At 62.4% G+C, this 22067-nt stretch carries 19 protein-coding genes; 10 read left to right on the top strand and 9 right to left on the bottom strand.

Going from position 1 to position 22067, the window contains the following annotated elements; all coding sequences use genetic code 11:
- Window positions 1-84: 84 nt before the first annotated feature.
- The gene (locus P3T24_RS03585; RefSeq protein ID WP_429432472.1) at window positions 85-4743 is read left to right on the top strand and encodes a DEAD/DEAH box helicase; all 4659 of its coding nucleotides are present in this window, start codon (window positions 85-87) and stop codon (window positions 4741-4743) included.
- 206 nt (window positions 4744-4949) lie between these two features.
- Window positions 4950-6953, top strand: a complete 2004-nt coding sequence (gene pdeR, locus P3T24_RS03580; RefSeq protein WP_429432469.1) for a cyclic di-GMP phosphodiesterase — start codon at window positions 4950-4952, stop codon at window positions 6951-6953.
- A 13-nt stretch (window positions 6954-6966) separates the two neighbouring features.
- On the opposite strand, the gene P3T24_RS03575 is transcribed toward pdeR, so the two are convergent.
- Complete coding sequence (locus P3T24_RS03575) at window positions 6967-7845, bottom strand: crotonase/enoyl-CoA hydratase family protein (protein WP_074268683.1); 879 nt, start codon at window positions 7843-7845, stop codon at window positions 6967-6969.
- Between the two features lie 180 nt (window positions 7846-8025).
- Here P3T24_RS03575 and P3T24_RS03570 point away from each other — a divergent pair, with 180 nt between their 5' ends.
- Window positions 8026-8160, top strand: coding sequence for a hypothetical protein (locus tag P3T24_RS03570; RefSeq protein WP_429432467.1), 135 nt, complete (start codon window positions 8026-8028; stop codon window positions 8158-8160).
- A gap of 167 nt (window positions 8161-8327) precedes the next feature.
- Here P3T24_RS03570 and P3T24_RS03565 read toward each other — a convergent pair whose 3' ends face one another.
- Entirely contained in the window at window positions 8328-9431 is a 1104-nt protein-coding gene (locus P3T24_RS03565; RefSeq protein ID WP_429432464.1) for a malate/lactate/ureidoglycolate dehydrogenase, read from the bottom strand.
- Between the two features lie 33 nt (window positions 9432-9464).
- Window positions 9465-10928, bottom strand: coding sequence for a M20 family metallopeptidase (locus P3T24_RS03560; RefSeq protein WP_429285712.1), 1464 nt, complete (start codon window positions 10926-10928; stop codon window positions 9465-9467).
- A 153-nt stretch (window positions 10929-11081) separates the two neighbouring features.
- Between P3T24_RS03560 and P3T24_RS03555 the strand changes: the two genes are divergently transcribed.
- Both P3T24_RS03555 and P3T24_RS03550 read left to right on the top strand, forming a co-directional pair.
- The gene (locus P3T24_RS03555; RefSeq protein WP_429285713.1) at window positions 11082-11390 is read left to right on the top strand and encodes a superinfection immunity protein; all 309 of its coding nucleotides are present in this window, start codon (window positions 11082-11084) and stop codon (window positions 11388-11390) included.
- A 189-nt stretch (window positions 11391-11579) separates the two neighbouring features.
- Window positions 11580-12164 (top strand): LysE family translocator, encoded by a 585-nt coding sequence (locus tag P3T24_RS03550; RefSeq protein WP_429286173.1) that lies wholly within the window; start codon window positions 11580-11582, stop codon window positions 12162-12164.
- 64 nt (window positions 12165-12228) lie between these two features.
- Here the strand turns inward: P3T24_RS03550 and P3T24_RS03545 are convergent, their stop codons facing one another.
- The 3 genes from P3T24_RS03545 to P3T24_RS03535 form a co-directional block, all read right to left on the bottom strand.
- Entirely contained in the window at window positions 12229-12519 is a 291-nt protein-coding gene (locus P3T24_RS03545; RefSeq protein WP_074268688.1) for a YodC family protein, read from the bottom strand.
- A 480-nt stretch (window positions 12520-12999) separates the two neighbouring features.
- The gene (locus P3T24_RS03540) at window positions 13000-14508 is read right to left on the bottom strand and encodes an MFS transporter (protein WP_429432461.1); all 1509 of its coding nucleotides are present in this window, start codon (window positions 14506-14508) and stop codon (window positions 13000-13002) included.
- Window positions 14509-14539: 31 nt separating this feature from the next.
- Window positions 14540-15166 (bottom strand): TetR/AcrR family transcriptional regulator, encoded by a 627-nt coding sequence (locus tag P3T24_RS03535; protein WP_429432458.1) that lies wholly within the window; start codon window positions 15164-15166, stop codon window positions 14540-14542.
- A 205-nt stretch (window positions 15167-15371) separates the two neighbouring features.
- On the opposite strand from P3T24_RS03535, the gene P3T24_RS03530 reads away from it, so the two are divergent.
- From P3T24_RS03530 to P3T24_RS03520, 3 genes are read left to right on the top strand one after another with little or no spacing between them, the layout of a single operon-like run.
- Window positions 15372-15965: a cytochrome b/b6 domain-containing protein gene (locus P3T24_RS03530; protein ID WP_254369051.1), complete on the top strand. Its 594-nt coding sequence runs from the start codon at window positions 15372-15374 to the stop codon at window positions 15963-15965.
- Between the two features lie 2 nt (window positions 15966-15967).
- Window positions 15968-16759, top strand: a complete 792-nt coding sequence (locus P3T24_RS03525; RefSeq protein ID WP_074268692.1) for a molybdopterin-dependent oxidoreductase — start codon at window positions 15968-15970, stop codon at window positions 16757-16759.
- 50 nt (window positions 16760-16809) lie between these two features.
- Window positions 16810-17424: a hypothetical protein gene (locus P3T24_RS03520; protein WP_074268693.1), complete on the top strand. Its 615-nt coding sequence runs from the start codon at window positions 16810-16812 to the stop codon at window positions 17422-17424.
- Window positions 17425-17530: 106 nt separating this feature from the next.
- Here P3T24_RS03520 and P3T24_RS03515 read toward each other — a convergent pair whose 3' ends face one another.
- The gene (locus P3T24_RS03515; protein WP_074268694.1) at window positions 17531-17956 is read right to left on the bottom strand and encodes an OsmC family protein; all 426 of its coding nucleotides are present in this window, start codon (window positions 17954-17956) and stop codon (window positions 17531-17533) included.
- 452 nt (window positions 17957-18408) lie between these two features.
- Between P3T24_RS03515 and P3T24_RS03510 the strand changes: the two genes are divergently transcribed.
- Window positions 18409-18780, top strand: a complete 372-nt coding sequence (locus tag P3T24_RS03510) for a helix-turn-helix domain-containing protein (protein ID WP_429432455.1) — start codon at window positions 18409-18411, stop codon at window positions 18778-18780.
- Window positions 18780-20078 carry a type II toxin-antitoxin system HipA family toxin gene (locus P3T24_RS03505; RefSeq protein ID WP_429432452.1) on the top strand — a complete coding sequence of 433 codons (1299 nt, stop codon included), beginning with the start codon at window positions 18780-18782 and terminating at the stop codon, window positions 20076-20078. The genes P3T24_RS03510 and P3T24_RS03505 overlap by 1 nt, the downstream gene beginning before the upstream one ends.
- A gap of 25 nt (window positions 20079-20103) precedes the next feature.
- Here P3T24_RS03505 and P3T24_RS03500 read toward each other — a convergent pair whose 3' ends face one another.
- Together P3T24_RS03500 and P3T24_RS03495 are read right to left on the bottom strand one after the other, a co-directional pair.
- Complete coding sequence (locus P3T24_RS03500; RefSeq protein WP_429432449.1) at window positions 20104-20658, bottom strand: carboxymuconolactone decarboxylase family protein; 555 nt, start codon at window positions 20656-20658, stop codon at window positions 20104-20106.
- Window positions 20659-20694: 36 nt separating this feature from the next.
- Complete coding sequence (locus P3T24_RS03495) at window positions 20695-22041, bottom strand: aspartate aminotransferase family protein (protein ID WP_429432446.1); 1347 nt, start codon at window positions 22039-22041, stop codon at window positions 20695-20697.
- Window positions 22042-22067 lie beyond the last annotated feature (26 nt).

Here is a 22067-nt window from a genome sequence, read left to right as displayed (position 1 = left end):
GCGAGACTGGGCCCTGGTTCCTCACATCGCGCGGCGTGCGCCGCTCCTCTGGATATGGCCGGTCGCGCCCCCATCTACGGCAGCATGACTCCCGCCGTTTCTCCCTCTCCCGCCTCTTCATCGACCGGCGTGCTGGACAGCTTTCATCCGGCGGTGGCCGGCTGGTTCCTGAAAACGTTTCCGGCGCCTACCGATGCCCAGGTGGCCGCATGGCCGTCTATCCGCAGCGGCCGCTCGACCCTGGTCGCCGCCCCGACCGGTTCCGGCAAGACGCTCACCGCGTTTCTGTCGGCGCTCGACGATCTGGTCCAGCAAGGGCTCGCCAATGGCGGCGCGCTGCCGGACGAAACACTCGTGGTCTACGTGTCGCCGCTTAAGGCGCTTTCAAACGACATACGTCTGAACCTGCAGCTGCCGCTCGAAGGGATCTCCGCCGAACTCGCGCAGCGCGGCCTGCCGCCGCTCGAGATCCGCACCGCCGTGCGCACCGGCGACACCACCCAGCAGGAGCGCACCGCGCTACGCAAGCGCGCTCCACACATCCTCGTGACGACGCCGGAATCGCTGTACGTATTGCTTGGTAGTGACTCCGGGCGCCGCATGCTGTCGACCACCCGCACGGTGATCGTCGATGAAATCCATGCGCTCGCCGGCAGCAAGCGCGGCAGCCATCTGGCGCTCAGCCTGGAACGGCTCGACGCGCTATGCGGCCGGCGTCTGCCGCGCATCGGCCTCTCCGCGACACAAAAGCCGATCAGCGCGGTCGCGCGGTTTCTGGTGGGCGGTGCGAGTGTGGACAGCGCCGAACCGGCCGATTGCGCGATCGTCGATGTAGGCCACGTGCGTGCCCGCGATCTCGCGCTGGAAATTCCACCGGTACCGCTCGAAGCCGTCATGGCCAACGAAGTCTGGGAGCTCGTGTATAACCGGCTCGCCGAACTGATTGCGCAGCACCGCACCACGCTGGTTTTCGTCAACACGCGCCGCATGGCGGAGCGTGCCGCGCGTCATCTGACCGAGCGGCTCGGCAAGGAAGCCGTGGCCGCACACCATGGCAGCCTCGCCAAGGAATATCGCTTCGACGCCGAGCAGCGTCTCAAACGCGGCGATCTGCGTGTGCTGATCGCCACGGCGTCGCTGGAACTGGGCATCGATATCGGCGATGTCGATCTGGTCTGCCAGATGGGCTCGCCACGCGCGATCGCGCCGTTTCTGCAGCGCGTCGGCCGCTCGGGACACCACGTGGGCGGCATGCCGAAAGGGCGGCTATTCCCCACCTCGCGCGACGACCTGATCGAATGCGCGGCCTTGCTCGATTGCGTGCGGCGCGGCGAACTCGACGCCTTGCAGATACCGCGTGCGCCGCTCGACGTGCTGGCCCAGCAGATCGTCGCGGAAGTCTCGAGCGCCGAGTGGAGCGAGGATGCGCTGTTCGATCTGATGCGGCGCGCCGCGCCCTATGCCGATCTCGCACGCGAGCAGTACGACGCGGTGCTGCGGATGCTCGCGGAAGGCTATACGAGCCGCCATGGTCCGCGCGGCGCTTATCTGCATCGCGACGCAGTGAGTGGAACATTGCGCGGACGACGCGGCGGCAAGCTGGTCGCGGTGACGTCGGGGGGCACCATCCCCGAGAACGCGGACTATGCGGTGATTCTCGAGCCGCAGGCCGTCAATATCGGCACGGTCAACGAAGACTTCGCGGTCGAGAGTCTGGCAGGTGACGTTTTTCAGCTCGGCAACGCGTCGTATCGTATCCAGCGCGTGGAAGCCGGCCGCGTGCGGGTGGAAGACGCACAAGGGCAGCCGCCGAATATTCCGTTCTGGCTCGGCGAAGCGCCGGGGCGTAGCGATGAGCTGTCGTTCGGCGTGGCGCGTTTGCGGGCACAGATCGATCAGTTGCTCAGTGACGACGATGATGATGCCGTTGCAGGCGGCGCTAAGGGCGCCAAGGACGCAACAGGCGCTACGGAAGCAGCGACGGAGAAGAAATCAGCCAGCGCGAAGACAGCGGCCGTCGCAAGTCTCGCCGCAACCCGACGTACCCAACGCCGCGAACGCGCGCTTGCCATTGTCGATTCGCCCACGGCTTCCGGTTCTGACTCACTTCCACAATTGCGTGACGTGGACGCGGACGTGACCGTGGCGGACGCGCCCGCACGCGCACCGTTATCCAATGCACCCCGCCTCGAACGCGCCATCGCCTGGATGACCGCCACGCTCAATCTCGACGAGCCGGCCGCACGCCAGATCGTCGACTATCTGGCGCGCGCCCGCGCCGCCTTGAGCACGCTCCCGACGCAAAACACGCTGGTCATGGAGCGCTTCTTCGACGAATCGGGCGGCACCCAGCTCGTGATTCACGCGCCATTTGGCAGCCGTCTCAATCGCGCCTGGGGCCTCGCGTTGCGCAAACGCTTTTGCCGTACCTTCAACTTCGAATTGCAGGCGGCCGCCACCGAGGACGCCATCATCCTTTCGCTGACCGGCAGCCACAGCTTCGCGCTCAATGAAGTCTGGCGCTATCTGCATTCGAACACGGCCGAGCATCTCCTGATTCAGGCGTTGCTCGATGCGCCGCTGTTCGGCGTGCGCTGGCGCTGGAACGCAACCACCTCGCTCGCCCTGCCGCGCTACAGCGGCGGCCGCAAAACGGCCCCGCAACTGCAGCGCATGCGCAGCGAGGACCTGCTGGCAGCCGTGTTTCCCGATCAGGTGGCGTGTCTCGAGAATATCGTCGGCGAACGTGAATTGCCGCATCATCCGCTCGTCGATCAGACCATCGACGATTGCTTGCACGAAGCAATGGACACCGAAGGCTGGATCAGCCTGTTGCGCCGGATGGAACAAGGCGAGGTAAAACTGATTACGCGCGAATTGCCGGCGCCCTCGCCGCTCGCGGCCGAAATTCTCACCGCCAAGCCCTACGCGTATCTGGACGACGCGCCGATCGAAGAGCGTCGCACCCAGGCCGTGCTCAACCGGCGCTGGTCCGATCCCGCCTCGGCTGACGATCTCGGCGCGCTCGATGTCGATGCAATTGCCGGCGTGCGCGAGGAAGCCTGGCCGCAGCCGCGCAACCTCGATGAAATGCATGAGGCGCTGACCGGACTCGCGTGCGTCAGCGATACCGAGGCCCAACAGAATCCGGAGTGGTCAGGATGGCTTACGACCCTGGCGGAATCGGGCCGGGCCACCCGGCTGCAAAACCGGGCCGGTGCCGACCTCTGGCTTCCGGCGGAGCGGCTGACCTGCCTCGCCGCCATCTATCCGGACGCCGCCTTCACGCCGCCGATCAGCGCGCCCAAAGGTTTTACCGACACCTGGAGCGAAGAGGAAGCGCTCGTCGACGTGATCCGCGCGCGGCTCACCGGCTTCGGCCCGTTACCGGTGGCCTCGACTGCCGGCTCTCTGGCACTGCCTTCTGTCGCCGTCGAGCAAGCCTTGACCGCGCTCGAGGCGCAAGGCTATGTGATGCGCGGCCGCTTCACACTGGGCGCGTCCGCAGAAGAATGGTGCGAACGGCACCTGCTCGCGCGGATTCATCGCTACACCGTGCGGCGTTTGCGCCGCGAGATCGAGCCGGTGGAACGGCACGATTTCATGCGTTTCCTGTTCGAATGGCAACATCTGACGCCCGCCACACGCGGTGAAGGGCGCGACGCGCTCGCGGCGGTGCTCGATCAGCTGGCCGGTTTCGAGGCGGCGGCCGGTGCCTGGGAAGAAGACATCCTGCCCGCCCGTCTCAAGGACTATTCGATCACGATGCTCGACGAACTATGCCGCTCCGGCAAGCTGGTCTGGACGCGTCTGACCGAACGTTCGCGCGCAACCAGCGGACCGGTGCGCAGCACACCGATCGTATTGTTGCCGCGGCGCGACATCGGTCTATGGAGCGCTTTGATCGATCAAAGCAAGCAGCCCGAACTTTCATCGCACGCGCAAAGTGTTTATGACGCGCTTATTAAACACGGTGCGATGTTCTTCGACGAGTTGGCGAGCGACACGCGTCTGCTTGGCATTCAGCTGGAATACGCATTAAGCGAACTTGTTGCGGCAGGACTCGTGAATTCGGATAGTTTTGCCGGGTTGCGTGCCTTGCTGAAACCGGCCGCGAAGCGCAACGCGCATCACAGCAACCGGCGCCCGCGTGCTGGTGCGCTGATCGGAGGCATGGACGACGCGGGCCGCTGGGCGTTGCTCCAGCGCCGCAGTGCGCTTGCCGTCGAGGAAGGCGCGGCTGCGACGCCACCGTCGCAATCCATCGGTCGCGCTTCTTCCCTTGCGCCCGAAGTCCTCGAGCACCTGGTCATGACTTTGTTACGCCGTTATGGCGTCGTGTTCTGGCGGCTGCTCGCGCGCGAAGCCGAATGGCTGCCGCCGTGGCGCGACCTGCTGCGCGTCCTGCAGCGGCTCGAAGCGCGCGGCCAGGTGCGCGGCGGACGCTTCGTCAACGGTCTTTCGGGCGAGCAGTTTGCGCTGCCCGAAGCGATCCCGTTGCTGCGCGAGGTGCGCCGCCATGCCGACGACGGCACTTTTGTCTGCGTGGCCGGCACCGACCCGTTAAATCTGGCTGGCACGTTGTTGCCAGGCGACAAGGTGCCCACGGTGGCCGGCAATCGCGTGTTATACCGGGATGGCGTGGTGGTGGCGACGCTGGTAGCGGGCGAATTTACATATCTGACGCATGCAGAGGGCGACGCGCGGGAACAAATGCGCATCAGAATGGCGCGCCGTCATTAATGTCGCCATTAATTAATGCATTGCCATTAATATCTAACCTATGTCTAAAGGATCATAGTACCTTGCCGTTATTGTTAACGACGCTCAGTCACGGCCATCTGGATACAATGAAGTCAGTCTTTCAGCTGAAGTAGACTGCTTGCCCCCCGCCGGCCTGACTATCCGAGCTGGCGGCCCGCAGGCATGCTTGCCCGGGGATAACACTTATGAACGACGACCAACACGACCAGGTGCTCTATGCCCAGTTCGGCACAAGCAGCCCTTGCTGGCGTCTGTCCAAAGACAGCAACGCGCTCGAACTGACGCCGGTCACGGGTGACATGCCGGCCAACGCCGCCATCTCTCTCACCCCGCAACAGGCCGGGCAGATCCGCCGCCTCGCAGGCATCACTTCCCATCTGGTTCTGGACGTGCGCCTGTTCGGCCAGCCGCTCAAGCTGCATCTGGTCGGCAAGAAACTCAGCGGCAATCTGTGGGCGGGCACCGCGTCAGCCTATGAGGACACCGAATCGGTCGCGCGCGATCTCGTGCATGGCCTGTCGTTCGCCGAGCAGGTGGTGTCGGAGGTGAACTCGGTCGTGGTGATCGTCGATCGCAATGGGCGCATCCAGCGCTTCAATCGCCTCGCCGAAGAACTGACCGGCATGAAAGAGGAAGACATTGTCGGCCGCAGCGTCTGGGCTCTCTTCATGTCGTCCGAGGCAGGTGCGGCGTCGAGCCAGAATATCGCCGGCTTTTTTAACCGCGGTGTCTCCTACGAAGTCGAACGGCTCGTGAAAACGGTTCACGGCGAGCGGCTGTTTCTGTTTCGCAACAAGTTCGTGCAAAGTGGCAGCGGCGTCAACGAGCAATTCCTGATCTGCTCGGGCACCGACATCACCGAAGAGCGTCGCGCGCAGGACCGTCTGACCGAACTGGCCAATACCGACTCGCTCACCGGCCTCGCCAATCGCAACGCGATTCAGGACAAGGTCCGCGCGGCAATCTCGAGCGCGGCTGTCGACGAGTCGGTCGGCATCCTGTTCCTTGACCTCGACAACTTCAAGAAGGTCAACGACCACTACGGCCATGTATTCGGCGACCGGCTGATCAAGGATGTGTCGGCGGCCATCAGCACCTGCCTGAACGAGGGCGACACGCTCGCGCGGCTGGGTGGCGACGAGTTTATCGTGCTGGCCGCGAACGGCAGCCTCGAGTCCCTCGAAGCCACCGCGCAGCGCATTCTGGAGCGCCTGCGCACGCCCTTCAGCCTGGGCCTCGTCGAGGTCTACACCGGTTGTTCGATCGGCATCGCGCGGTGCCCGGAGCACGGCGACAGCCTCGAGTCGCTGATCCGTTCGGCGGACACCGCGATGTACGTCGCCAAGGATGAAGGCAAGCGGACCTACCGGGTGTTTTCGCAGGAGATGGACCGCAAGGTGGCCGAGTATATGTGGCTCGATACCAATCTGCGGCGCGGTCTCGAAGAGGGCCAGTTCACGCTGTACTACCAGCCCAAGCTGTCGCTTGCCACGGGTGCGGTAACCGGCGCCGAGGCGCTGATCCGCTGGAATTCGCCCGAGCGCGGCCAGATCATGCCGACCGAGTTCATTCGTTATGCCGAAGAATCGGGACTGATCGGCCATCTCGGCCGCTGGGTCATGCAGACCGCAGCCCAGCAGGCCGCGCGCTGGAAAGCCGCTGGGCTCAACCTGCGCGTGGCGATCAACGTGTCGGCTCGCCAGCTGGTCGATACCGCGGTGGTCCGGCATTTCGCCGAAGCGCTCCAGCAAGCGGGGCTCGATCCGTGCCTCGTCGATCTCGAACTCACCGAGAGCTGCCTGATCGAAGACGAAGCCGCGGCAATCCAGTTGATCACGCAGTTCCGCCAGCTTGGCGCGCAGGTGCATCTCGACGACTTCGGCACTGGCTATTCGTCGCTGTCGCAACTCGGGCGCATTCCGCTCGACGTCATCAAGCTCGACCGCAGCTTCGTGCGCTCGATCAACGCCGACAAGAAAGCCCAGGCGCTGGTGCGCTCGATGGTGGCAGTGGCCCAGGAGCTGAATTTCAAGGTGGTCGCTGAAGGCATCGAAACCGAGGCGGAAGAAGCATTCATGAAAGGGCTTGGGGTGGAATACGTACAGGGCTTTTTGTACGGCCAGCCCATGCCGGCCGCGGAATTCGAGCAGTGGTTGCACGACCGGCAGAAGCTCAGGCTGATCGCCTGAGCCTCCGTCCGAGTCAGGCGATGCTGGCGCTAGTCTGGCGCATGCTCGCGGTGCGGCGGTTCTGCAACATGACCAGCCGTTCCATGAAAGCCAGATCTTTTTCTTCAATCGTGAACGCGGCCTCGACCCAGTCTTCGGTAATTTCCATCAGCTCGGCGCGCGAAAGCTGCAGTACGCGTTGACGTGCCCGCAGCATAGCCCGGATGCCATTCATCTTGGGGCGCAACGTGTCGATAAACGTACGCGTCGCCACATAGGCCTCGCCCGGTTCGAACAACTGGTCGACGAGCCCCTTGCCCGCGTACCACTCGGCCGTGTGCGACTCGCCAATTCCGATCAGTTCTTCCGCGAGCCGCATGCCGGCCTTGCGCGCTACCAGCGAATACCCACCCATGCCCGGGAACAGATTGAATGCAATCTCCGGGAAGCCCATTCGCGCATCGTTCTGCGCGAGCAGGAAGTGATGTGCGAGGGCGGCTTCGAACCCGCCCCCCAGCGCGGTCCCCTCCACCATCGCAATCGAGATCGCACCGGTATCGAAGCCGCGTGCTGCGGCATGCACGCAATCGACACACGCTCTGGCATACGACATCAAGGCTTGGCGCCGGCCAGCGCGGATCGTCTCGGCAAAAAAGTCGAGATCGCCGCCGACGTTGTAGATCGACGGAATCAGCGACCCTGTCACCCAGAAGTCGATCGGTAAGCCGGACTCGCGCGCGGCCTGTGCCAGGCTGAGAATATCGTGCACCAGTTCAAGGTTAAAACAGGGACGCGGCTGAGCACGCAACATCATCCACATGATGTTGCGTCCCTCTTCGTAATAGGCAGAAATCTGCGACAGGTTTCCGGCTTCGAGGAACGGACGGCAGGCGTGATGATTGTGAAGATTCATTTTGAACGGTCCTTTAAGGTTAAACGGCGGCAATGCAAGTCGAGCCTAAAGCAGACCTCAATGAGCTGGGAGCGGGTTTGCTAACGGACGAACGCAAGTTCTCCTCACATTCCCTCCGGGAAAGGGTTTCCGGGTGAGTTCCAAACGGGAGGCCACACATCTGGCCGCAAACGATTGCCCGTGAAAAAACACACGGAAATGCTTGTGCCAAACCGCCGGAAAAGCCGGTGGAGACTGGATGTGGAATTTATTGCCGGCGGCGAGAACGACGGTAAATATTTACTCCCAGGCAATGCAATCGAAAATGCTGCTTGAGGTAATCTTTAAGTCGTGGTGTGTGGGAGAGAGAACATTCCCACCGCATAACGAGAGGGGTTATGCGTGTTTAAGGACGCGGCTGAACAAAAAAGTCGAGGCGCTAACGCCTTACAGCGATAGCGGCAACGACGGTGATGGCGACGCTATTCGCGACAACCAGGCGGTTATTGCAGATGCGTGGCCCAGCGTTCGATCTGCTCAGCCGGCATGCCAACCGCGAGCGCGGCGGCACAAATCTGTTGCCAGCTGGTGGGGTCGACCGGCACGCCGTGCGTCTCACGGTCGGCTCGCGTGAGCCGCTCGGCTTCGCCGGGTTCGAGAATGCGCTCGGTACCCGTTGCAAGCGGCGAAGCCTTCACCCATTCGATAAACGCGTCGGCTTCGGCCTCGGCGTTCGGGGCGTCGAACGCGGCGGGATCGATGATCACCGACAGCATGCAATTGATGATGGCGTGGTTCGTGCCGAGCGTATCGGCATGGCTCGTGAAGCCTCCCGACAGCGCCCCGCCGAAGATCTCGCACATCGACGCCAGCCCGAAACCCTTGTGACCGCCAAACGGCAGCAGCGAGCCGACCGGTGGCTCTATCATCACTTTCGGCTCGAGCGAGGGGCGTCCTGCGTTGTCGATCAGCGCGCCAGGGGGCACCTGTTTGCCCTGGTTGTAGGCGACCCGGACCTTGCCGAAAGCCACCGCGCTGGTGGCGAAATCGAGCACCAGCGGCGGCCTGCCGCTGCGCGGATAGGCGGCGCAAAACGGATTGGTGCCGATGCGGCGGTCCGTTCCGCCGAACGGCGCGACGAGCGGATCGCCCGCCACATTGACGAAGTGAAACGAGACGAGTCCGGCGCGCGCGCACTGCTCCGCCCAGTGACCGATGCGGCCAATATGATGCGCGCCGTGCAGACCCACGGCGCAGATGCCGAGACGTTTCGCGCGCTCGATGCCGAGCTCCATTGCCTCATACGCGATGACCTGGCCGAAACCCTTGACGCCGTCGATGGTCAGCACTGCGCCGGCATCGCGCACGACCTTGGCATGCAGATTGAGTTTGAGTTCATTGTCGCCCACCGATGCCACATAGCGCGGAATCATGCTGACGCCATGCGAGTCGTGACCGGTCAGGCTCGCTGCGAGCAGGTGGTCGGCGACCAGCTCGGCCTCGCGCGGCGAGCTGCCGGCCTGCTCCCAGATCGCCCTCACATAGGCATGCAGCGTTTCGGCGGAAATTCTTGGGAAAGACGATTGGGCCACGCGGGGATCGTTCATTCGCAGTATCTGGGAGCTGGGTTGGGGTTCAGGTTAAGGCGCCGCTGCAATGACATCGGCAACCGCGGCCGTCAACTTCTTGCCGTAGGGCACATGCAGAAACTCGTTCGGTCCGTGCGCGTTCGACTTCGGTCCGAGCACGCCGCACACCATGAACTGCGAGTGCGGGAAGCCTTCCTTCAGCACGTTCATCAACGGGATAGTACCGCCCTGCCCCATATACGCGCAGTCTGCGCCGTAATGCTGGCGCGACGCGTCGTTGAGTGCCGAGGCGAGCCACGGGGCCAGCTCGGGGGCGCTCCAGCCGGTTGCGGCGCCCGCGTCGGGCTTGAACGTCACCTTGGCGTTGTAGGGCGGCTCGAATTCCAGCAGCGCTTTCAGCTCCGCGACCGCCTTCGCCGCATCGAGAAGCGGCGGCAGACGCAGCGAGAGCTTGAACGCCGTGCGCGGGCGCAGCACGTTGCCGGCGTCGGCGATGGCGGGCAAGCCCGCCGCTCCCGTCACCGACAACGACGGACGCCACGTCGAGTTGAGCAGCGCCTCTTTCGGATCGGCGGTGGTAGGCAGCACCTGGCGGCCGTCCTGGCCGCAGGCCCATGGGATTTTCTTCCACACGTCGTCACCCAGAATATGGGCAGTCGCCTCGGCTTCGCGCAGACGGTCGGCAGGAATCGGGCAATGGAAGCCCTTCGGCAGCAGATTGCCGTTCGAGGCATCTTCGAGACGGTCGAACAGTTGCCGCATGATACGGAAGCTCGAGGGCGTGATGCCGCCGTAGCCGCCCGAGTGAATCCCTTCGTCGAGCACATGGACTTCCAGATCGCCCGCCACCAGGCCACGCAACGAGGTGGTCAGCCACAACTGGTCGTAGTTGCCGGCACCGGAGTCAAGGCACACCACCAGGCCCACTTTGCCGAGCCGCTCGCGCAGTGCGTCGACATACGGCAGCAGATCGTAGCTGCCCGATTCCTCGCAGGTCTCGATCAGGCCGACGCAGCGCGGCCGCTCGACGCCTTGCGCGTCCAGCGCAGCCAGTGCGGTCAGGCTTGCGTAGATGGCGTAGCCGTCGTCCGCGCCGCCGCGGCCATACAGCTTGCCGTCTTCAAGTTTCGGGGTCCACGGCCCGAGGTCGTTGCGCCAGCCGTCGAATTCGGGCTGCTTGTCCAGGTGGCCATACAGCACGATGGTCTCGGTGCTGCCCGAGCGCGTGGCCGGCGACTCGAAGAAGATGACCGGCGTGCGGCCCGGCAAGCGGATGACTTCCAGCTTCAGGCCCTTGACAGGCTGTTGCTCTGCCCACTGCGCCGCGTCCGTCACCACGCGCTCGATAAAACCGTGCTTGACCCAGTCCGCGTCAAAGCCCGGGCTCTTGGCCGGGACGGCAATATAGTCGGTCAGCGCCGGCACAATTTCATCGTTCCATTTGCGATCCACGAATTCGCGCAGCGTATCGTGGTTGATGGTCTTGGCCTGCTGGGCGGTGTCGTCGGAAATCATGATGGCTGTCCGGTCGGTCGGTCAAAACGCACATGATAGACCTCTCCGTTGCCGTCCTGAAGTCCCCCGTTCGGCCAGGGTGTCGAGAATGGCTGCGCGCATGGCACAATCGAGAGACAATCGAAAGATTCGGACTAAACCGGGAGTACCGCGATGGGAGGCAACACGCTCGTTCAAGCGGTCGCCGCTGTCGTCGCGCTGGGTTTGTACTTCCTGCCGGCGATCCTCGCCGACCGCCGCAAGCGCCACGATCTGCTGACGCTGGCCTTGTTCAATGCATGTCTGGGCTGGACCGGGTTCGGCTGGCTGGCCGCGCTTTATTGGGCGCTGCAGCCGAATCCTCCGAAGGACGTGGCCGAAGAAGTCGTGCAAACGCGGCGCGTGGTGCGGATGCGCAACTTCTCCGCGGCGCTGGTCCAGCGTGTGCAAAGCCGGGCGACCCGCAACAAGACCGGACGGTGACACAAGCGGCACAAGCCGCGGGACCCGCCGCTGCGCAGGACGTTGCAGGCGCCACATACGCCTGCCGCTTTGGCCGCCTTTGCACCGCCGCAATGAGTCACACACGCCGTTACGCACACGTCACTTTCATGGAGCCATTCAGTGCCTGAACTCGCAAAACTGCTGACCTTTGCCCTCGTCTCGCTCGGCATGGCGCTCACGCCTGGCCCGAACATGCTCTACCTCGTCTCGCGCTCGATCTGCCAGGGCCGTACCGCTGGTCTGATTTCGCTCGGCGGTGTGGCGCTTGGCTTCGTGTTCTATATGTTCAGCGCCGCGCTCGGCATCACCGCCCTGCTGCTAGCCGTGCCATTTGCGTACGATGCGCTGCGCTTCGGCGGCGCGCTCTATATGCTGTGGCTCGCGTGGCAAGCCGTCAAACCGGGTGGCCGTTCGCCGTTCATGGTGCGCGACCTGCCGGCGGACAGCCCGCGCAAACTGTTTGCCATGGGTTTCGTCACCAATCTGCTGAACCCGAAAATCGCGGTGCTGTATTTATCGCTGCTGCCGCAGTTCATCGATCCGCAACACGGCAACGTGCTCGAGCAATCGCTGGTGCTGGGGTCGGTGCAGATTGCGTTTAGCCTGACGATCAATGCGATGGTGGCGATGATGGCGGGTTCGATCGCCGTGTTTCTCGCCAGACGGCCCGCCTGGATCCTCGCCCAGCGCTGGCTGATGGGAACGGTGCTCGCGGGACTGGCAATTCGGATGGCAACCGAGGCGCGGCGCTAACAGGCCAGAGGCAGGCCGCCTTGCGCGCGACCCGATGGGTCGCGCGAAGAGACGTTAAGGTGATTTACTCGGAACGCGAGCTGGAATACGCACTGCGCCCGAAGGAACGCAGCGTCACGGAGCCGGCAGGAATCGAGCGTGGCTCGAGCCGCACATGTTCCTGCTCGAACATCTGCTGGCGCAGTTCACCGTGCTCGTCGAACCACTGGCAAATTACCCAGTCGCCCGAAGTTAGCGCGACGGGACCGGCATAGGTCACCGTCATTCGCGGCCCACCCGTTTTGAGCGTGACCACGTCACCGACGCTCAGTGGCGCGAGTGGTGTATCAAATGCATCGAGGGTAGCGGTCAGCATATCAATCCCCGGAATGAAAACGTTGATCTGTTTTAGCCCATTGTCTCAGCCAGCCTACTGGCGGAAGATTTTAAAAAGTTTGCCAAGATTAACAATTGAATATCCCGTCTGCAAGTGATTTTTATTGATACCGTTTTCACGCCGACGAGAATCGAATTTCGATCATCGGCTCACTCACTGAAACAATGATCGTTTCGCTAAAACCTCATCAGCTAACGCCTATCCCCCGCCCGACGGACCTGAGCGCGGGAACAAATTACGCAGGCTCAAAATATTCAAAGTAAAACATGCCGGGGTTGATTTGTCAGACATTGCGATTTGATTCCAGTCGCCATGCGACCGGTCACCCGGTTATTTTTATCAGATCATTATTGCGAAAATCATCTGTGAACTGAACAGCCATCCATGAATATCACCAATGCAGGGCGAAGTGCATTAAGTCGGTGCAGTGTCATATTCCTGTGGTAAACGACAATGGCATCAATGGCGGACCACGCGTCGCTGATGCTGCACCAGCAGCACGCTCAATCCAATACACACCAGCATCAATAATGCGTTGATTCCGAGGCTGTACTGGAAGGCATGCGCGTAGGCACCCGGCGTCGCGCGGCCGCCCAGCACGCCGAAGAACGCCCCGCTGATCGCCGCCGTGCCGAACGCCGAGCCGATCTGCAACGTCGACGACGCCACGCCCGAGGCCAGACCGGCCTTCTCCGGCGCGACTTCCGCGAGAACGATCCGCATGATCGACGGCAGCAGCAGGCCCTGCCCCACGCCGGCGCACACCAGCCCACAATAGAACAACAGGTCCGGCGTAGCAGCTTGAGTGGCCGACCAGCCGGTGACCGTAAAGCCGATCGCCATCATCGAAAACCCCAGTGTCAGCACATGACCGCCGATGCGCCGCACCACCGCCGGCGAGGTCAACGGCCCGATCACGAAACCGATCGCAAACGGCATGATGGCGACGCCGGAAGCGAGCGGCGTCCAGTGCAGACCCGTCTGCAGGAAGATGCCGTAGGTCAGAAAGAACGCGCTGTTGCAATAGAACAGGAACGCCAGCACGAGACCGAGCGCAAATGCCGGATTGCGGAACAGCTGCAGATCGACGAGCGGGTGGCCGCCGCGGCGCTCGAGGCTCCGCTCGGTGGCGATAAAGAGGGCAAACACGGGCACGCTCAACGCGAACATCACGAAGGTCCATGCGGGCCAGCCGGCTTCGCGGCCGTGCGTCATCGGGTAAATGACGAGCAGCAGCAACAGCGAGAGCAGACCCACGCCCTTCAGATCCACGCCCGCGCGTACCGCCGGCTGACTCTCCGGCACGAACTTCCAGCTACCGATAAACGCCAGGATGCCGACCGGGATGTTGATCAGAAAAATGACCCGCCAGTCGAGACCGAATGGACGGTAGGTAATCAGCGCGCCGCCGCCCAGTTGGCCCACGATCGACGAAAGTCCGAACACGAAGCCATAGAAGCTCATGACACGCGTCTGCTGGGAAAGCGGCACCACCGCGCGGACGGTCGCCAGCACCTGCGGCGCCATCACCGCAGCAGCCATGCCCTGGACGATCCGCGCGATCACCAGCACGTGGCCGTTCGGCGCCAGGCCGCACAGCGCTGACGCCACCACGAACCCAGCCATGCCGGTCATGAACATGCGGCGACGCCCGAACAGGTCGCCAAGCCTGCCGCCCGTGATCAGCAACACGGCGTATGAGGACGCGTAGGCGGAGACGATCAGCTGCAACTGCGCGTCGGTGGCGCCGAGCCCCGTGTGGATCGCCGGCAGCGCCAGATTGACAATGAAGTAGTCGAGCGGCGCGAGAAACGCGCCGACGAACAGCACGGCCAGCGCGAGGCCCTGACGCTCGAAGCGCGGCGGCGCTTCGGCGGCGCTGATCGGACGGGCGGCATTGGATGCGGCGCTAGCGCCACCGGGAACCGCCAGGGTCACCGGTGCGGACTTCATGCATTCGCTATTCATGACCGTTTGTTCAAAAATTAGATAAAAAAATTTACACGAGCGCGCGCATCGCCACGTCGACGATGTCCGTCAACTGGTCCTCGTCATTCGCGACCCTGCCCAGCACGCGCAGTCCCTGCATGATGCAGAGCAGAAATTTGCTGACCGCTTTTTCGTCGAGTGTCGAACTGAAGGCGCCACTCGCCTGGCCGCGAATCACCGCACCCGCGAGCAGCGTCGCCATGCGGCGCTGGATCGAGCCGATCCGTTCGCGCAGCGCGGTATCGTCTGCCTGCATTTCCAGCGCGGTGTTCGTAATCAGGCAACTGCGTTGCTGCGTAAGTGAACACGACGTCTTCGCGCAATGCAGCAAGGCGTTGCGCAGCGACTCCTCGGGCGGCAGCGGCGCGTTCAGACGCTCCGCCAGGCGGGCAACCGAGCCATCCGCGTAGTGGTCGAGCGCCGCCAGCATGATGCCGTGCTTGTCGCCGAACACGCCGTACAGGCTACCGCGCAGCAGGCCGGTAGCCTTGCACAGATCGTCGATCGAGGTGGCGTGGTAACCGTGGCGCCAGAACACATCGCTCGCATGGGCCAGCACCGTAGATGTGTCGAACTCACGCGGGCGCCCTCGGGCGCTCGTGGTGCGGGGTTTCTTCGAGGTGGCAGGCTGGCTCATGGGTTTGGATATTATGACTATCCATTCAACAAATCAAGCGCGCTGGCGGTGGGGTCTTTCGGACGCCTGCGACGTCACGCCCCTCTTAAGAAAAATTCTTCGGCCTCGGTGGAATAGCCCCGGCCAAACGGTGTTAGCCCTCTCGACGCCGGCAAATGCGTCCACGCCCTCCCCCACGTGAATGGCCAACAACCACGAGATCGCTTTGAGTCACACCACGATTCAACCCATCTGGGTCCGCATCACACACTGGATCAATGCGCTGGCAGTCGTCCTGATGGTGATGAGCGGCTGGCAGGTCTATGACGCCTCGCCGATCTTTCCCGCCTTGCAGTTTCCGCCTGCCATCACACTAGGCGGCTGGCTCGGCGGCGCCCTGCTTTGGCACTTCGCGGTGATGTGGCTGCTGGTGGCGAATTTCCTCGTCTACGTGGGTCTCAATCTGGCGTCCGGACGCCTGCGCCGTAAACTGCTGCCGCTCACCTTCCGCTCGCTCGCCGCCGATATCGTCGCAGCCGTGCGCGGCCGTCTCACTCATGGCGATCTCTCGGTCTACAACTCGATCCAGAAGCTCGCCTACCTGGTAGTGATCGTCGATATCGCGCTGCTGGTGCTGTCAGGGCTGGCCGTGTGGAAGTCGGTGCAGTTCCCGCTCCTGCGAACGCTGATGGGCGGCTACGACAACGCGCGCGTCGTGCATTTCGTCTGTATGAGCGTGCTGGTGGCCTTTTTCGCCGTGCACGTCGTGATGGTCGCGCTGGTGCCGCGCTCGCTGCTCCTGATGATCCGGGGACGGTAGACATGGCGATTCGCAAGCGCAACGCACAACCCGGCACGACGCTCGCCTCGCATGGCGACGCGATCCTGAAGGATGCCCACCGCGAACTGAAGGACCCGGCGCGCCGCCTGCTCGGCAAGCGGATCCTCTCGCTCGGCGGCCTCGCCTTGCTGTCGGGCTGCGATCTGAGCACCGACAAATCGGTGAACACGATGCTGCGCAAGATCTCGTTCTTCAACGACGACGTGCAGGCGCTGCTGTTCGATCCGAACCACATGGCGCCGACTTATCCGGAATCGATGATCACGCGGCCGTTCCCGTTCAACGCGTTCTACGACGTCGACGATGTGCCGGAAGTCGACGCCGCCACCTACCGCCTTCAGGTGGGCGGCCTCGCGAACGGCAAGCGGGTCTGGACGCTCGATGAACTGCATGCGTTACCGCAAACGGACCAGATCACGCGGCATATCTGTATTGAAGGGTGGAGCGCGATCGGCCACTGGGGCGGCGTGCGCTTTGCCGACTTCCTGAAGCGCTCCGGCGCGGATACGACGGCGCGTTTCGTGTCGCTGCATTGTGCCGACAACTACTGGACCAGCATCGACATGCCGACAGCCCTGCATGCGCAGACGCTGCTCACGCTGACCTACGACGGCCAGGTGTTGCCGCCGAAATACGGCTTTCCGATGAAGCTGCGCATGCCGACCAAGCTGGGCTACAAGAATCCGAAGCACATCGTTGCGATCACCGTGACGAATGAATATCCCGGCGGTTACTGGGAGAACCAGGGCTACAACTGGTTCGGCGGTTCCTGAGCAGCATCCCTGTTTTTCAAGTCAACCCACACTCAATCTACGGAGATTCCATGTCTATCCGCCTGAAACTTGGCGTTACGCTTGTCTCGCTCGCTTTTGCCGGTGTCGCGCTCGCGCAGACGCCCGCGGTCAAACCGTCGCGAATTCGCGGCGAAGTCGTCTCGCTGAATGGCGATGTCCTGCAGGTGCATCGCCGCAGCGGCGATACGGTCTCCATCAATCTGGCGCCGACCGTCACCGTCTCTGCCGTCAAGGCAATGCAACTGGCCGATATCAAGCCGGGTTCGTTTATCGGCACGGCTGCCACCACGGGCACCGACGGCAAGCTGACCGCCACCGAAGTGGTGGTGTTTCCGGAATCGGCTCGCGGCACCGGTGAAGGCCACTATGCGTGGGACCTCGGTCCTAACAGCTCGATGACGAACGCGAATGTCGACCAGGTGGCCGAAGGCACCAGCGGCCGCGATCTGAAGCTGTCGTACAAGGGGGGTAACAACGTGGTGACGGTACCGCCGAATGTGCCGGTCGTGACCTTCGTTCCGGCCACTCGCACCGACCTGACGGCCGGCAAGAAAGTGTTCGTGGTCGCGACGCCTGCGGCGCAGGGTGCGTTCCTGGCGCAACGTGTGGTGGTTGAGAAGGACGGTGTGGCGCCGCCGATGTAACTCTGTCTGTCAACTCTGTCTGTCAACGTGACAACTCGGGTGTGCGGCGCCAAACGGCGCCACACACCCGCTCTCAGACTCTCATTGCTGCTTCACCGGTTCGCGCTCAGGTTTCGAGCGTCGCATCCATGGTGATGGTGGCCTTCAGTACTTTCGAAACGGGACATCCCGCCTTGGCGTCCGCCGTGGCTTTCTCAAACGCCGCCCGGTCGCCGCCGGGGATCTTCACCTTGACGTCAAGGTGAACCGCGGTGATGGCGAACCCGCCGTCGGCCTTGTCGAGCGTCAGGGTTGCCGTGGTGCCGATACGTTCCGGTTTGATATTCGCCTTGCCCAACTCGGCCGATAGCGCCATGGAGAAGCACCCGGCGTGTGCAGCCGCGATCAGTTCTTCCGGGTTGGTGCCGATACCGTCTTCGAAACGTGTCGCAAACGAATACTGGGTGTCCTTGAGAACCCCGCTGTCAGTAGAAATCGTGCCTTTCCCGTCCTGCAGGCCGCCTTGCCAGACCGCTGATGCCTTGCGCTTCATCGTTCTCTCCTGTTGGTGCCCTGTCAGCGCTGCTGTGCTATCCCATCATGGCGCCTGCCGCAACGGTCACGCCCGGATTCTTGCGGGCTCGGCGCCGGTCGATGCATGCCACGCAGCGCGACAGACGCGGGCGTAGACCGGTCTTCATCATAGGCGCTTCTGGAGATCGGTGCGGTCAAGTGTTTGGCAGGGTCGCGCGAGGGCCGTCGCGATCAACATAAAGCCAGTGGCGGATCAAGGGCGAGTGCGCAAGCAGCCTCGGAGCCCCTGTTTGCATAGCGGCGGCGGCCTCGCACCCCGACGTCGGATGCCTAGGTGCAAATTCGACCAATCCAACCTTGCATCAGATCATTAACGGTCATATATAGCCTTTATTCTATTTTATAGATTCACATGTGACCTATAATCTATAATTTTCACGAGAAACCCGATTTCAGTCTATAATCAGTCATATGGAACCGTTAAATTCTCCTATAAAGTCACATACGACTGCAAAAGCGGACGCACTTCCTTTGCCGGTTCGTCGTGGATTAAAAAAACTCGGTGCGGACATCGCGTTGGCCCGTCGTCGTCGACGCATCTCCACGCAATCCATGGCGGAACGCCTGCAGGTTTCGCTAAAAACCTTGCAGCGGCTTGAGAAAGGCGACCCAACAGTTGCCGTGGGCACGGTTGCGAGCGCAATGCTCGTATTGAGCGAGTTGGAGCGCTTTACGAACCTTTTGGACACTGCCGGAGACGATGTTGGCCTAACCCTGATGGATCAAAACCTTCCCAAACGTATCCGCAGCAAGAAGACCACCTCATCGTCAGGGGCCCTGTAATGGCTGCACCCGTCGAGCGCACAGTCAGCGTAGCGTTGGGGTCGTCGGCATTGCCCGTCGGCCAACTGACTTATGCGAAACTGGGATCCCGTGAAAGCTCGGCGTTCGTCTATGACACAAACTGGCTTCAAGACGACTCTCACTTCGCAATTTCTCCAGACCTTGTCCTGACCACCGAACGGCAGTTCCGCAAAGCTCCCACCAGAAACGACTCCGTCTTTCATTTTGCGATCGCGGACACCGAACCTGACGGCTGGGGCTGCCGGGTCATTGCGCGTGACCACGCAAAGCGACGCAAGCGCGCGCAGGAACAGGGTAAAAACTTTAGTGGTGCGCTGACCGAGATGGACTACCTGCTTGGCGTCGATGACGAAAGCCGGGTTGGAGCGATCCGCTTTGCGAACGACCAGGGGATATTTCAGCGCACGATGGAGGACGGCGGCCACCGCGCTCCTCCGCTAATCGAACTAGGCCAGCTACTGGGCGCGTCACGTGCGGTCGAAAGCGGTACTGAGACTGAAGCTGACTTGCGTTATCTACGCGGGCGCGGAACGTCGCTCGGTGGAATGCGGCCCAAATGCACGATAGTCGACGACGACGGGCATCTCGCCATTGGCAAGTTTCCAAGCGTTCAGGACGAGCGCGCGGTTACGCGCGCCGAAGTGCTTGCCCTGCGCCTCGCGCAAACGGCCGGTATCGACACGTCACACGCGCGCATCGTGCTATCCGACAACGTGCCGGTTACGCTGATCCGTCGCTTTGACCGCCATAACGGCGGCCGGATTCCGTACCTGTCGGCAGCGTCGCTACTCCAGGCGTCGCGCGAAGAAGATCACTCGTACACCGAGATCGCAGAACGGATCCTGGTTGTCAGCGACGATCCGCGCAGAGATCTGACTGAGTTATGGCGCCGGATCGTGTTCAGCATGCTCATCACCAATGTGGACGATCACCTGCAAAATCATGGTTTCCTGCACGTAGGGCATGGGCAATGGCGTCTTGCCCCTGCGTTTGATCTCAATCCGATGCCAGACAAGGATCGCGAACTCAAGACATGGCTCACGGAAGAATCTGGACCGAGTGGTTCGATCGAAGAAGCCGTCGCGGCGGCCAGGCATTTCCATCTGGCTGACAGCGCGGCTCTTGATCTACTCGGCAACATATATCTTGCAGTACGTTCATGGCGGGAGATGGCACTCTCGAAAGAAATCGGCATGACAGCTCGCGAAGCGGACGAATTCGAACCCGCTTTCGAACACGCCGAACTCGCGGCGGCCAGGAGACTGCTAGAACGTTGACCATTGCCTCGTTTCCTGCTCGCGCTTACTCCCCAAACGGCAACGTCTCCTGCCCTTCCGCCCGCATTCCGAACACATTCAACGTCATCGCCACGAGCGCGTAATACCCCAGCAAGCCGACCAGGTTGATCGTGACCTCATGCCCAAAGCGCTCCACGGTTGCCGCATAGGTCGCGTCGGACACCCGCTTCGTGTCATACAGCTCATTGGCAAACGCGTAGATCAGCGCGTCTTCAGGATTGGCAAAAGACGGCCGCTGACCCAGGCGAATCGCCTCCGCCTCGGCCTCGGTAACGCCAGCCTGTAACGCAATCGGATAGTGTATGTACCACTCGGACTGCGCTTGCCAGCGCGCGGCCGTCACCAGAATTGCCAACTCCGATAAGCGCAGCGGCAGGCCAGTCCGGTAGCGGCAAAACGCCCCCAGCCGTTGCGCCTGCTGCGCGAGTTCGGGACTGTGAATCCAGCCCAGAAACGGACCATTCAGATTCCCACGCGGACCGGACAATATCTCGTCGAGTACGGCCTTCTGCTCAGGCGTGGCATGCGCTGCATCGAAACGCGGCAAACGTTCAGTCATGGAAACTCTCGCAAGTAATGAAGCGGCGGTCCACTCTCAGGACACCGCGCGCACGTCGGTTGAATGAAGCGCGCCGTCAATCGCGTCGGTGAGACGGCTCACAATATTGTCGATATCCTGCGCCGTGCAGATAAACGGCGGCGCCAGCAGCACATGATCGCCACTTTTGCCGTCCACTGTGCCACCCATCGGATATACCATCAGCCCGCGCGCGAAAGCCTCGCGCTTGATCGCTGCATGCAGTTTGAGCTTCGCGTCGAATGGTGTCTTGCTCTCCCGCTCCTGCACCAGTTCGACACCCACAAACAACCCGCGCCCGCGCACATCGCCGATATGCGGATGCTGCGCGTAGTGCTCGCGAAGCTGTGCACGCAACTGTTCGCCACGCGCCTGCACGTTCGATAGCAGATTGTCCTCAGCGATCACGCGCTGCACTTCGAGTGCGGCGGCACACGCGGTTGCATGCCCAATATACGTATGACCGTGCTGGAAAAAGCCTGAGCCGCCGACGATCGTATCGTAGATGCGCTTGCTGACCAGCGTTGCGCCGATCGGCTGATAGCCAGCTCCCAGACCCTTCGCGATCGTCAGCAGATCCGGCGCTACACCGTCCTCTTCGCAGGCATAGAGATACCCGGTGCGCCCCATTCCCGACATGATCTCGTCGAGAATCAGCAGCACTCCATAGCGATCGCAAACAGCGCGAATCTTGCGGAAATATTCACGCACTGGTGGCACTGCGCCTGTAGTAGCGCCGACCACCGTCTCCGCGACAAAAGCGGCCACCGTCTCGGCGCCCAGTTCGAGGATTTTCTGTTCCAGCTCATCCGCCAATCGCTGCGCAAAGGCCTCTTCGGTTTCGTCAGCGCGCTGCTCGCGATACGCATAGCACGGGCTGACATGATGCGCTTCGATCAGGATCGGCAGAAACGGCTCGCGGCGCCATGCATTGCCGCCAATCGCCAGCGCCCCCAGTGTATTGCCATGATAGCTCTGGCGGCGCGCAATGAAATGACGCCGCTGCGGCTCGCCCTTCTCGACGAAGTACTGGCGCGCGAGCTTCAACGCCGCTTCGATCGCCTCCGAGCCGCCCGACACAAAATACACATGATCCAGGCCGGACGGTGCGCTAGCCACAAGCCGGTCCGCGAGTTCTTCCGCCACCTGCGTCGTAAAGAACGACGTGTGCGCGTACGGCAATTGCTGGGACTGACGCCTGATGGCGTCGAACACGCGCTGGTTGCTATGACCGAGGCACGAAACGGCGGCCCCGCCGCACGCATCGATATATCGTTTGCCGGCGGCGTCGATAATCTCGATGCCATCGCCAGCTACGGCGACCGGCAAGACCTGCTTCGGTGCGCGGTGAAACACGGTGGACATGATAGGTATCCTTATCGCTTGATCGC

The organism is Paraburkholderia sp. GAS33, from assembly GCF_050436645.1.
In the GTDB taxonomy this organism is placed as follows: Bacteria; Pseudomonadota; Gammaproteobacteria; order Burkholderiales; family Burkholderiaceae; genus Paraburkholderia; species Paraburkholderia phenazinium_B.
This window is presented reverse-complemented; position numbering and strand designations above follow the sequence as displayed.

Coding starts and splice junctions, on each gene's coding strand:
- P3T24_RS03565 (WP_429432464.1), bottom strand. CDS start 9,431: ATGAACGATCCCCGCGTGGCCCAATCGTCTTTCCCAAGAATTTCCGCC.
- P3T24_RS03585 (WP_429432472.1), top strand. CDS start 85: ATGACTCCCGCCGTTTCTCCCTCTCCCGCCTCTTCATCGACCGGCGTG.
- P3T24_RS03520 (WP_074268693.1), top strand. CDS start 16,810: ATGTCTATCCGCCTGAAACTTGGCGTTACGCTTGTCTCGCTCGCTTTT.
- P3T24_RS03535 (WP_429432458.1), bottom strand. CDS start 15,166: ATGAGCCAGCCTGCCACCTCGAAGAAACCCCGCACCACGAGCGCCCGA.
- P3T24_RS03545 (WP_074268688.1), bottom strand. CDS start 12,519: ATGCTGACCGCTACCCTCGATGCATTTGATACACCACTCGCGCCACTG.
- pdeR (WP_429432469.1), top strand. CDS start 4,950: ATGAACGACGACCAACACGACCAGGTGCTCTATGCCCAGTTCGGCACA.
- P3T24_RS03515 (WP_074268694.1), bottom strand. CDS start 17,956: ATGAAGCGCAAGGCATCAGCGGTCTGGCAAGGCGGCCTGCAGGACGGG.
- P3T24_RS03510 (WP_429432455.1), top strand. CDS start 18,409: ATGGAACCGTTAAATTCTCCTATAAAGTCACATACGACTGCAAAAGCG.
- P3T24_RS03500 (WP_429432449.1), bottom strand. CDS start 20,658: ATGACTGAACGTTTGCCGCGTTTCGATGCAGCGCATGCCACGCCTGAG.
- P3T24_RS03560 (WP_429285712.1), bottom strand. CDS start 10,928: ATGATTTCCGACGACACCGCCCAGCAGGCCAAGACCATCAACCACGAT.
- P3T24_RS03505 (WP_429432452.1), top strand. CDS start 18,780: ATGGCTGCACCCGTCGAGCGCACAGTCAGCGTAGCGTTGGGGTCGTCG.
- P3T24_RS03540 (WP_429432461.1), bottom strand. CDS start 14,508: ATGAATAGCGAATGCATGAAGTCCGCACCGGTGACCCTGGCGGTTCCC.
- P3T24_RS03555 (WP_429285713.1), top strand. CDS start 11,082: ATGGGAGGCAACACGCTCGTTCAAGCGGTCGCCGCTGTCGTCGCGCTG.
- P3T24_RS03525 (WP_074268692.1), top strand. CDS start 15,968: ATGGCGATTCGCAAGCGCAACGCACAACCCGGCACGACGCTCGCCTCG.
- P3T24_RS03575 (WP_074268683.1), bottom strand. CDS start 7,845: ATGAATCTTCACAATCATCACGCCTGCCGTCCGTTCCTCGAAGCCGGA.
- P3T24_RS03495 (WP_429432446.1), bottom strand. CDS start 22,041: ATGTCCACCGTGTTTCACCGCGCACCGAAGCAGGTCTTGCCGGTCGCC.
- P3T24_RS03550 (WP_429286173.1), top strand. CDS start 11,580: ATGGCGCTCACGCCTGGCCCGAACATGCTCTACCTCGTCTCGCGCTCG.